The 10,779-nt window shown below is 41.9% G+C and carries 9 protein-coding genes and 1 pseudogene; 6 read left to right on the top strand and 4 right to left on the bottom strand.

Annotation, left to right across the window (positions count from 1 at the left end; translation table 11 throughout):
• The 3 genes and pseudogenes from O9332_RS02115 to O9332_RS02105 form a co-directional block, all read left to right on the top strand.
• Positions 1 to 102: pseudogene (locus tag O9332_RS02115) on the top strand (IS200/IS605 family transposase); the annotation flags it as partial.
• Positions 103 to 379: 277 nt separating this feature from the next.
• Positions 380 to 640: a hypothetical protein gene (locus tag O9332_RS02110; RefSeq protein WP_002757302.1), complete on the top strand. Its 261-nt coding sequence runs from the start codon at positions 380 to 382 to the stop codon at positions 638 to 640.
• Between the two features lie 3 nt (positions 641 to 643).
• Positions 644 to 895, top strand: coding sequence for a PIN domain-containing protein (locus tag O9332_RS02105; protein WP_002757304.1), 252 nt, complete (start codon positions 644 to 646; stop codon positions 893 to 895).
• Between the two features lie 384 nt (positions 896 to 1,279).
• On the opposite strand, the gene O9332_RS02100 is transcribed toward O9332_RS02105, so the two are convergent.
• Entirely contained in the window at positions 1,280 to 3,700 is a 2,421-nt protein-coding gene (locus O9332_RS02100) for a phosphoketolase family protein (RefSeq protein WP_002757306.1), read from the bottom strand.
• Between the two features lie 765 nt (positions 3,701 to 4,465).
• On the opposite strand from O9332_RS02100, the gene gap reads away from it, so the two are divergent.
• The 3 genes from gap to ygfZ all read left to right on the top strand — a co-directional run bounded on the left by gap (position 4,466) and on the right by ygfZ (position 7,160).
• A complete protein-coding gene (gap, locus tag O9332_RS02095; RefSeq protein ID WP_002757308.1) occupies positions 4,466 to 5,500 on the top strand; it encodes a type I glyceraldehyde-3-phosphate dehydrogenase in 1,035 nt (344 codons plus the stop codon).
• 281 nt (positions 5,501 to 5,781) lie between these two features.
• On the top strand, positions 5,782 to 6,150 hold the full coding sequence (locus O9332_RS02090; protein ID WP_002743680.1) for a hypothetical protein: 369 nt from the start codon (positions 5,782 to 5,784) through the stop codon (positions 6,148 to 6,150).
• The gene (ygfZ, locus tag O9332_RS02085) at positions 6,147 to 7,160 is read left to right on the top strand and encodes a CAF17-like 4Fe-4S cluster assembly/insertion protein YgfZ (protein WP_288023452.1); all 1,014 of its coding nucleotides are present in this window, start codon (positions 6,147 to 6,149) and stop codon (positions 7,158 to 7,160) included. Before O9332_RS02090 ends, ygfZ begins: the two co-directional genes overlap by 4 nt.
• Before the next feature lie 274 nt (positions 7,161 to 7,434).
• Here the strand turns inward: ygfZ and O9332_RS02080 are convergent, their stop codons facing one another.
• From O9332_RS02080 to O9332_RS02070, 3 genes are read right to left on the bottom strand one after another with little or no spacing between them, the layout of a single operon-like run.
• On the bottom strand, positions 7,435 to 9,093 hold the full coding sequence (locus O9332_RS02080; protein ID WP_002757312.1) for an NAD+ synthase: 1,659 nt from the start codon (positions 9,091 to 9,093) through the stop codon (positions 7,435 to 7,437).
• A 12-nt stretch (positions 9,094 to 9,105) separates the two neighbouring features.
• Positions 9,106 to 9,834, bottom strand: coding sequence for an NrtR DNA-binding winged helix domain-containing protein (locus O9332_RS02075; protein WP_002757314.1), 729 nt, complete (start codon positions 9,832 to 9,834; stop codon positions 9,106 to 9,108).
• Entirely contained in the window at positions 9,831 to 10,397 is a 567-nt protein-coding gene (locus O9332_RS02070) for a nicotinate-nucleotide adenylyltransferase (protein ID WP_002757316.1), read from the bottom strand. Before O9332_RS02070 ends, O9332_RS02075 begins: the two co-directional genes overlap by 4 nt.
• Positions 10,398 to 10,779: the final 382 nt, after the last annotated feature.

Raw genomic sequence — 10,779 nt, 5'->3', positions numbered from 1 at the left:
GTAGGAAAGCATGGGGATGAAGGTATGATAGCGAGATATGTAAAAGAACAAGATAAAGAATACCTGCAGCTACACCAAAATCTACAATTGAGTCTATTTTGATTCTGATACCCCGTCCGCTTGCGGCGGGGTAGTTCATTGATTAATTTTCACCCAGTCATCGTCGATAAATTAGCCTGCCTTAAAAACAGGTAAAGTGACTATCACCATTTTGCCTAATTTTTTCACTCTGGTAATGAACTTTTGATTATGAAATGATCCAAAGACGTTAATTTAAAAGATTGAGTTCAGGGGAGTTTGTTGGGTTGGTCTTGTGTTAAAATTGGGTTAGGGCTAGTCTGAATCATTTATCCTGTATCATTTAACGGCGGAGAAAACTATGGTAAAAACCTTTAAAGCAATTTTGAAAAATAATACCCTTCAATGGCTTGATGAAACCCCTGAAATCAACTCCGAATATCCTGTTAATGTTTATATTACCTTACTAGAAGAAAATATTATTGGTGAAAATCGATCTAACGGTCAAAAAATGGCCAATGCTTTGAAAAAAATTGCTAATAATAATACTTTTACTGATGTTGATACCCAACAGTGGCAACAACAAAATCGGTGCGATCGCTCTCTTCCTGATCGGGATTAAATCATGTTATTAGATAGTAATATTATTATCTATGCCGCTCAATTGGAAAATGAGTTTCTCCGGGAGTTTATTGCAGAAAATTCTCCTTATGTATCTGCTTTATCCTATCTGGAAGTTTTAGGCTACCATCGGTTAACTCATCAGGATAAAGTCTATTTTGAAGAATTTTTTAATGCTTCTCAAATTTTACCCATCTCTCAACCTGTAATTAACCAAGCAGTAACTTTAAAACAAATCAGAAAGATGTCCTTATGAGATGCCATTATTGCGGGAACAGCTTTCGTTTATAATTTAACAATTGTAACTCGCAATATTGATGATTTTAATTGGCTTAGTAAATTAAATCTAATTAGGGTTTGCTGAATAAGTACGGGCGAAGCATTCGGATAGAAAATCTACCTTTTCACCGATAGGTTATTGTCCGAATGCTTCGCCCCTACAGGACGCTGGCCGATGAAGACGCAAGGTTTTGAACGAAGATTCTCTCAAAATCTTGCACCTGATTGACCAATTGTCAATAGCTTTTGAGATACTCTCACCCTGTAGAAAATAAAGAATATTTTATTTAGGTGGAATAGGAAGATGAAATTTATCGGTAAACTAATAAATTATCATCACCTAAACCACTTTCTAGCCTAATTAATAGGGCCATTTCCAGTTAGTAATCTCGTCCTTATCGATGCCATTGGTAAAAGCATAATCGAGATTATCGATAATAGCATTTTTCATCCGTTCTTTCACATGACCAGCAGCAGAACCTAATTTTGGCACGCGATCAATGACATCAATTACTAAATGAAAACGATCAACTTGGTTACGAATCGCTAATTCTAGGGGAGTATTAATATTCCCTTCTTCTTTGTAACCGCGCACATGAATACGTTCCTGATTACTGCGACGGTAGGTCAGTTTATGAATCAGCCAAGGATAACCGTGAAAATTAAAAATAATTGGCTTATCAGTGGTAAATAAACTATCAAAATCCCGTTCCGATAAACCGTGAGGGTGTTCACTTTCCGACTGTAATTTAAACAGATCAACCACATTGATAAAGCGAACTTTTAAGTAAGGGAATTCCTCCCGCAGAATTGCCGTTGCTGCCAGGGATTCTTTAGTGATAATATCCCCACAGCAAGCCATAATTACATCCGGTTCATCGGGATTGATTCCGTCATCATCGTTACTTGCCCAATCCCAAATACCGATACCTTTGGTGCAGTGTTTAATTGCTTCTTCAATGGTCAAGTATTGCAGGTGTTTCTGTTTATCAGCAACGATAATATTAGTGTAATCCTTACTCTTGAGACAGTGATTAGCCACACTTAATAAACAGTTACCATCGGGGGGAAGATAAACCCGCACCACGTCGGCACTTTTATTGGTTACTAAATCGATAAAACCGGGGTCTTGGTGACTAAAACCATTGTGATCCTGCCGCCAAACCACCGAGGATAATAACAGATTCCAAGAGGAAACAGAAGCGCGCCAAGGCACATGATTTTTGCAGATATCGAGCCATTTAGCGTGTTGGTTGAACATGGAATCGATAACGTGGGCAAAAGCTTCGTAGGAGTGAAATAAACCGTGACGACCGGATAATAAATAACCCTCTAACCAACCGACTAAAGTATGTTCACTCAGCATCTCCATCACACGACCATCGGGAGATAATTGACTACCATCTAAATCCTCCGGATAGGTATCAGCTAACCAAGCTTTTTTAGTCACTTCATAGAGAGCTGCTAAACGATTAGAAGCAGTTTCATCGGGACCAAAAACGCGAAAATTAGTCATATTATTTCGCATTACATCCCGCAAAAATACCCCCATCACTCCCGTGTTTTCTGCTTCCACTTGGCCCGGGTGGGTGACATCTACGGCATACTGACGAAAATCGGGCATTTTTAGGTCTTTACGCACCAATCCGCCATTAGCGTGCGGATTAGCACTCATGCGACGATGACCCCTAGGAGCGAGTTCTTTAAATTCTGGCTTAAATTTACCCGTGGTATAGTCAAATAATTCCTCCGGGTTATAGCTTTTCATCCACTCCTCTAATTTTCTCAAGTGTTCGGGGTTTTCCTGCATGGCACCCATGGGGACTTGGTGAGCGCGCCAGAATCCTTCTACTTTATGACCATCAACCTTTTTCGGACCCGTCCAACCCTTGGGAGACCGGAGGATAATCATCGGCCAGGGGTAACGTTTAGCCACTCCTGTGCTGCGAGCTTCCTGTTGATAGGAGCGAATCTGATTGATACAGTGTTCTAGGGTAGCGGCCATTTTTTGATGGCAGTGCATGAGGTCTTCATCCTCCTTACATTCGACGATGTAGGGAGTGTAACCGTAACCGACAAAGAGACTTTCTAACTCGTGGGTCGAAATACGGGAGAGAATGGTGGGATTAGCGATTTTATAACCGTTTAAGTTTAAAATTGGCAGTACCGCACCATCGCGAATCGGGTTAAGGAATTTATTCGAGTGCCATGCGGTGGCAAGGGGACCGGTTTCAGCTTCCCCATCACCCACCACCACGGCCGTAATTAGGTCGGGATTGTCAAAAACAGAACCGTAGGCATGGGAAACACTATAACCCAGTTCGCCGCCCTCATGGATAGAACCGGGGGTTTCGGGGGTGACGTGACTGCCGATGTGACCGGGAAAAGAAAATTGTTTAAAGAATTTTTGTAATCCTTCCTCGTCTTCACTTTTATCGGGGTAAATTTCCGAATAGGTTCCTTCTAGATAAACCGGACCGAGTACCCCCGGCGCCCCATGGCCAGGACCGGCCATAAAAATCATATCGAGGTCGTATTTTTTGATTAAACGGTTGAGGTGAACGTAGGTAAAACTTAAGGCCGGACTCGCTCCCCAGTGACCAAGTAAGCGATACTTAACGTGTTCGGGTTTAAGATGTTCTTTGAGCAGGGGATTATCGCGCAGATAAATCATACCTACAGCTAAATAGTTACAAGCGCGCCAATAGGCATGGGTTTTATAGAGTTCGTCTTGAGAAAGGGGATTTTGCTCTGTTAAGGGTCTTTCTGGTGCGGATACCATGAATATTTCTCCGATATCTATGAAGGATGAGATTAAGAGAGTTGATAGACAATTTCTCCATCGAGAGGGTTAAGTAGGTAGGCGTTAAAAATTATCAGATGCCCCCCTTATCAAGGGGGGATTAAGGGGGGATCCCCACCCCCCTTATCAAGGGGGGATTAAGGGGGGATCCCCACCCCCCTTATCAAGGGGAGACTAAGGGGGGATCCCCACCCCCCTTATCAAGGGGAGACTAAGGGGGGATCGAACCTAAAATCCATTTTTAATTTAATTATAACCAGCTACTTAACCCTCGGTCAGTTTTCAAACTGTAATCAAGAGTCTAACCTTTTGGGGCGCAAAAAACTATTAAAATAAGCTATATTTTGCCAATCCGGCCAGGAGAATTTATGTCAGTCTGGCGGGGTTTTTAAATAGCTTTTAAAGGAAAATTAATGTCTTCTTAACTTAGGGAGCAATAATTCTCAAAAAACTTTTAATTATTTTTTAATGTCAGCTTGTCCTAAAAGGCTATAAAATTGCTTTCTCGTTTGTCGGGAAGAGCCTAATCAGGTTTTCTCGATGCCGGTGGTAGGGATGACTAGGATAGCAAATTGATGATTTTTTATCTTGGAAGGACTGAAACTTAAAATCTTTCTATACTTCATCTAGCGAGCAACAAAAGCTGATTAGCATATATAGTGATTCTCTAGAGGCCAATCAATTCTCAAATTATTTTTTCTTGATCGTGCCTAAGCTTATCGCAGCTGCAAAGGAGTTTTTTTCATGACAAAAGTAAGAGTCGCTATCAACGGATTTGGTCGTATCGGTCGCCTCGTTTTTAGGGCGGGTATCCAAAATCCTGATTTCGAGTTTGTTGGTATCAATGATCTCGTCCCCCCCGATAATATTGCCTATCTGCTCAAATACGACTCCACCCACGGACGTTTTCAGGGTACGGTGGAAGCGAAAGAAGATGGCATCGTCGTGGATGGTAAGTTTATCCCCTGTTACTCGATTAAAGACCCTGCTCAACTGCCCTGGGGTGCAACCGGGGCCGATTATGTGGTCGAGTCCACCGGTTTATTTACCACCGCGGAAGGGGCAGGAAAACACCTAGAAGCTGGGGCCAAACGGGTGGTTATCTCCGCACCCACCAAAGATCCCGACAAAGTTCGTACTATTGTACTGGGCGTTAACGATAATGAGTACGATCCCGCTAAGGATCTGATCGTCTCTAACGCTAGTTGTACCACCAATTGTTTAGCCCCGATCACCAAAGTTATTAACGATAACTTCGGACTAGCGGAAGGATTAATGACCACGGTACACTCGATGACCGCCACTCAACCCACCGTTGATGGTCCATCGAAAAAAGATTGGCGCGGTGGTCGCGGCGCTGGTCAAAATATTATCCCCTCCTCCACGGGAGCAGCAAAAGCAGTAACCCTAGTTATTCCTTCCCTAAAAGGCAAATTAACCGGGATGGCCTTCCGTGTGCCAACTCCCAACGTTTCGGCGGTGGATTTAACCTTTAAAACCGAAAAAGCCACCAGTTACGAGGAAATCTGCGCCGCTATGAAAGCCGCCAGCGAAGGACCGATGAAAGGCATCCTCGGTTATACCGATGAGGAAGTGGTATCGAGTGACTTTATCACCGACCCCCATTCCAGTATCTTTGATGCTAAAGCTGGCATTCAACTTAATGCCAATTTCTTTAAGGTCGTCTCTTGGTACGATAACGAGTGGGGTTACTCCTGCCGGATGTTAGACCTGATGAAAATGATGGCAGCTAAGGAAGCAACCCTAGTAACAGCCTAAATCAGTTATCAGTTATCAGTAAACAGTAACCAGTGATCAGTAAACAGTAACCAGTAAACAGTGAAAAGACAGCACTGTTAATGCCATTAGACATCTCCAAGAGTTAAACAAAATAGTTCTAGGGCTGAAATGTATGTCTTTGTCTATTTAATATTGCTCACTTAATAAGTAGGTGGGTGTTAAAAATTGTCAGATCCCCCCTTATCAAGGGGGGCAGGGGGGATCCCCCCACTTAATCCTCAAATCTGATAACTGATAACTGATAACTGATAACTGATAAGATGAATCCAAAATTTAAAGATATTACCGCTTGGGAACAGGCACAATTATTAATGCAACCGGCATTTATTCGGGTGCTGGATAATCTGCGTAAACAGTTAGAAAATTCCCTCTGGAAAGGAACTTATACAGAAATTCAAGATCCCTATCCCAGTTATCTGCTCTGTTTGACTTATCTCGATCGCTCCGTTACTGTAAATATTTGGGAACTTTGTTTTCAAGTCTGTTTTCTCGATTATCCCACCGATGAAGGAGAGAGCGTCACCATCGATACCAGTCTCCTCGACCCCACCGGTGAACTAGATTGGCAGAGTTTGGAAACGAAAACCGAGCGCATTATTAAGCAATTATTCGCTAATTTACCCCAATGAAAGCAGATTTAGACACGATCAAGGCAGAGTATGCCGCTAATTTTCTGAAAGATTACCACAATGATCCCCAAAGTTTAGCATCCCAAACAATTTTAATCGATCGCTCCGATTGGGGTTTATTAGAATTAAAAGGCCAGGACCGACTGCGTTTTCTCCACAATCAAACCAGTAACGCTATCGATCGCCTGAAACCGGGTCAGGGTTGTGAGACAATTTTCCTTAACTCTACCGGTCGTACCCTCGATTTTGTCACAGTTTACGCCGGCGATGATTCCCTCCTCATCCTCGTTTCTCCCCAACGTCGTCAATTTTTACTGGAATTGATCGATCGCTATATTTTCCCCTTCGATAAAGTGGAAATTAGCGACTTAACCGATAATTTTGCCATTTTTACCCTAATCGGTACTGAAAGCGGGCAATACCTGCAAAAAATCGCCATTCCAGAGCAGATTTTAACGGGGGTGCAGCATAGTCATTATCTCCTTTCTGAACCCGCCCTGAGACTGGCCGTCGGTACCGGCTTAGACCTACCCGGATATACTTTAATCGTTGCCGCCGCCGAAGCCGGTCCCCTCTGGGAAAATTTAATTAAAAATGGCGTTACTCCCGCCGATGAGCAGGTGTGGGAATACCTGAGAATCCATCAAGGCCGACCGGCAGTCGATCGAGAATTAACCGAAGACTATAACCCTTTAGAGGCCGGTTTATGGCGAGCGATCGTTTTTGATAAGGGTTGTTATATTGGTCAAGAAACTATCGCCCGTCTCAACACCTATAAAGGCGTAAAACAAAGACTTTGGGGCATAAAACTTAGCCAATCCGTCCCCAGCAATACCCCGATTATTTTAGAAGCGCAAAAAGTCGGTTTACTCACCAGTGTGCTGGAGGATTTTGGCTTGGGTTATGTGAAAACAAAAGCGGGAGGAGAGGGTTTGAAAGTACAAATCGGCGAGGCAACAGGAGAATTAATCCCTTTACCCTTCCTCTCTCACGAATACCCCTTTCAGTGAACAGTAAACAGTAATCAGTAATCAGAACGTAGGTTGGGTTGAAGTATGAAACCCAACGCCCGCCTGGGTTAGTGATAACTCACATCTGATATAGTCATTTCAGATAATTCTGATCCACTCTAGACCGATGAAAACCTTATGAACTCTGGCATTTATATTCTCAATCTTAATTGAAATGACTATAGCTGATAACTGATAACTGATAACTGATAACTGATAACTGATAACTGATAACTGATAACTGATAACTGATAACTGATAACTGAAAAACCCCCTAACCCCAGCGACTAGCGATGGGCATTCGCCAACCAGTGCCAAAAGCGCGATCGCTAATTTTTAGGCCCGGAGGGGCTTGTTTGCGCTTAAATTCGGCATTTTTAACTAATTTAATCACTTTCTGCACAATTTCAGCCTCAAAGCCGGCGGCAATAATTTGTTCGGCGGATTGATGGCGATCGATTAATAGTGCTAAAATAGCATCTAAAATCTCGTAGGGAGGTAAAGAATCTTGATCCTTCTGATTGGGTTTTAATTCAGCACTAGGAGCTTTATTAATCACATTGAGGGGAATAATTTCCCCGTGCCGATTTAACCAGCGACAGAGGGAATAAACCCTCGTTTTCGGCACATCGGCAATCACTGCTAAACCACCATTCATATCACCGTAAAGGGTGCAATATCCCACCGCCATTTCTGATTTATTGCCAGTGGATAATAGTAAATGACCGAATTTATTAGAGAGAGCCATTAATAAATTACCGCGAATGCGTGACTGAAGATTTTCTTCGGCAATACCGAAATCAGTCCCAGCGAAAAGCCGCTCTAAAAGTTGATCATAAGCGGTCATAATTTCTTTAATTGCTAACTTCTCACTTTTGATACCTAAATTATTAACTAAAGCCACTGCATCGCTAATGGAATGGTCGGAACTATAGGGAGAAGGCATCATCACAGCGAGAACATTTTCTTTACCTAATGCGTCGCTGGCAATAGCAGCAACTAAACTGGAATCAATGCCACCACTCAAGCCGAAAATTACCCGTTTAAAACCGCATTTCTGCACATAATCTCGCACTCCTAAGACTAAGGCTCGATAAATTTCCTCATCTTCATTGACAGGTAAAGGATGAATAACTGCGGGTAACAAATCTTGATTAAACTCGATTAATTCTAGGCTAGAAGTAAATGCTTGGGCGCGATAAATCACTTCTCCTTGTCTGTTAAAAGCCACGCTGTCACCATCAAAAATTAAATCATCATTACCTCCCACTTGATTGACATAAACTATAGGTAAATTATATCTAGTGGCACTATGGGATAATAAAGATTCTCGCAATTTTTGCTTACCGACACTGTAGGGAGAAGCGGAAAGATTAACGATTAAATCCACTCCTAAATTAGCTAAATCGGCGATGGGATTAACCGCGTATTGACGCTGACCCCAAAATTGTTCATCATTCCAAACATCTTCACAGATAGTTACACCGATTTTTACATTATTTTCTGTTAGTTGAAAATATTGACTTTCTTTCCCAGAAGCAAAGTAACGATCCTCATCAAAAACATCGTAGGTAGGCAATAAACGTTTAGTAAAAATTTGTTTAATCTCTTGACTTTTTAACAAAGCTATGCTATTAAATAACGGCTTTTCTCCTCTGACCGTTGCCGAGGGATTTTTTTCGACAAAACCGACTAAGACGGCTAATTTTTCTGGTAATTGTTGGGACAATAATTGCAATTGTCGAGACATTTTCTCCACAAAACCCAGATTTAATAATAAGTCTCTGGGAGGATAACCACAGAGGGATAATTCCGGGGTTAAAAGTAATTCTGCTCCCTGATTAAATGCCGTTTGAGCGGCCTCTAAAATTCTTTGGGCATTTCCTTCGATATCTCCAACAATGGGATTTAATTGAGCGATAGCAATTCTCATATTTTTTCCTATTTAAACAAAAACTAACGGTTGCTCTTTAAAGGGAGCAAAAGCTTTTTCATCAAAGCGATACAAACTAGCCGGACGACCGGCACCACGAGAGACTTTTAAACCCATATCCTTGAGAAATCCTAATTTCAATAGCCGATTTCTGAAGTTAGAATAATCACTAAAATTTTTACCTAAAATTGTCTCATAAAATTGATAAAGATCATTTAAAGTAAATAATTCTGGTAAAACCTCAAAAGCGACGGGACTATATTCTACTTTATTGCGTAATCTTCGCCAGCCATATTCTAAAATTTGACCGTGATTAAAGGCTAAATCTGGCACTTTATCAATCATATACCAAGTGATATTATAATCCCGTTCAGTGATTAATTTTGCTTCTTCAAACCGCACTAAAGCGAAGTAACTCACCGATAGATAACGTTCCCCAAAACTCGCGGCCGCTGCCGGGGAATCTCCCTCTGGACTGCTAAAAGTATATAACTGTTCCAGATAGAGATTATTGACGCTAATTTTCTCGGCTAAAATTCGATAGGCCGCTGTTTCCAGTGATTCCCCATTTCTCACTAAAGTCCCGGGTAAACTCCAGTAATTACTAAAGGGTTCTTCCCGTCTTTTAATCAGAAGCACTAGCAGCCGATTTAATTGGGTATCAACGGAAAAGATCACGTTATCAACTCCCACTTTAAAATCAGCTAGAGATTTATTAGCTAGGGTATTTTGCGGTTTCATGCGTAAAGTTTTTGACCTTCGATATAATCTTTAATCGGTGCGGGAACAGCCTGTTTATCGCCTTTTTCTCGATAATCTGTTGAGGATACAGCTGGAGCAAAGACATCGGCAATCAGACAATCACCCCCTAATGTTTGCAGTTGTTCAATATCATCTTGATTAATAGGATATCCTGGACGAGGAATCACAAGAATTTTGACTTTTTCTAGTAATTCTTGGCTACGATACCAGTGCCTAATTTGTCCAGCTAAATCAGAACCAATGACTAGGGTATATTCCTCCTGTTCTCCCCAAATTGTTTGCGCTTTTTCCACACTAATTAAGCTACGTCGATCGCTTAATTCTCGTCGCAGTTGTATATTATCTCTTGGGGGTTGAATATCCCGGATGAGCAAATTTAACATCCTCAGACGATGTTCGAGACTGGTTTGATGATTTTTAAAGGGATTATCGGCAGCCCAAACCGCAACGATATCGTACTGTTCCGATAACCATTTTAGTATGGCTTGATGACCGGCAGTAGGAGGATCGGCACTGGTTCCAAAAAGGGCAATTTTAAGCATAGGATTCAATTGCTTGCTCACTGAGGGATTAGTTTAACTCTGCTCAAGCTTGGCAAAGATTAACTTCTCCCCATTATAGTTGATTTTACCAAAATAGGGCAAGAGGATCAGTGATCAGTAATCAGTGATCAGTAATCAGTGATCAGTGAAGTTTTGCGACGAGTGGGCTGCTATTAACTTAACAGAAAATTCCCTAACACTTGGCCGTTCTGAATAGGGGAGATTGCGTCTAATTGCAAAGGGTGCATCTCACATTTGCAGAAATACCGACAATCAGCACTTATCAGTGACTCTTAAATTGGTACAAAAATATGAACAATCGCGTGTAAGCATCCCACCGAAAAGCTAATGCGCGGGGGGTTTGGGGGCGGCGCCACGCCCC

The sequence above is a fragment of the Microcystis sp. LE19-10.1B genome, assembly GCF_027530565.1.
Taxonomy (GTDB): domain Bacteria; phylum Cyanobacteriota; class Cyanobacteriia; order Cyanobacteriales; family Microcystaceae; genus Microcystis; species Microcystis aeruginosa.
This window is presented reverse-complemented; position numbering and strand designations above follow the sequence as displayed.

Coding starts and splice junctions, on each gene's coding strand:
- O9332_RS02110 (WP_002757302.1), top strand. CDS start 380: ATGGTAAAAACCTTTAAAGCAATTTTGAAAAATAATACCCTTCAATGG.
- O9332_RS02105 (WP_002757304.1), top strand. CDS start 644: ATGTTATTAGATAGTAATATTATTATCTATGCCGCTCAATTGGAAAAT.
- O9332_RS02100 (WP_002757306.1), bottom strand. CDS start 3,700: ATGGTATCCGCACCAGAAAGACCCTTAACAGAGCAAAATCCCCTTTCT.
- gap (WP_002757308.1), top strand. CDS start 4,466: ATGACAAAAGTAAGAGTCGCTATCAACGGATTTGGTCGTATCGGTCGC.
- O9332_RS02090 (WP_002743680.1), top strand. CDS start 5,782: ATGAATCCAAAATTTAAAGATATTACCGCTTGGGAACAGGCACAATTA.
- ygfZ (WP_288023452.1), top strand. CDS start 6,147: ATGAAAGCAGATTTAGACACGATCAAGGCAGAGTATGCCGCTAATTTT.
- O9332_RS02080 (WP_002757312.1), bottom strand. CDS start 9,093: ATGAGAATTGCTATCGCTCAATTAAATCCCATTGTTGGAGATATCGAA.
- O9332_RS02075 (WP_002757314.1), bottom strand. CDS start 9,834: ATGAAACCGCAAAATACCCTAGCTAATAAATCTCTAGCTGATTTTAAA.
- O9332_RS02070 (WP_002757316.1), bottom strand. CDS start 10,397: ATGCTTAAAATTGCCCTTTTTGGAACCAGTGCCGATCCTCCTACTGCC.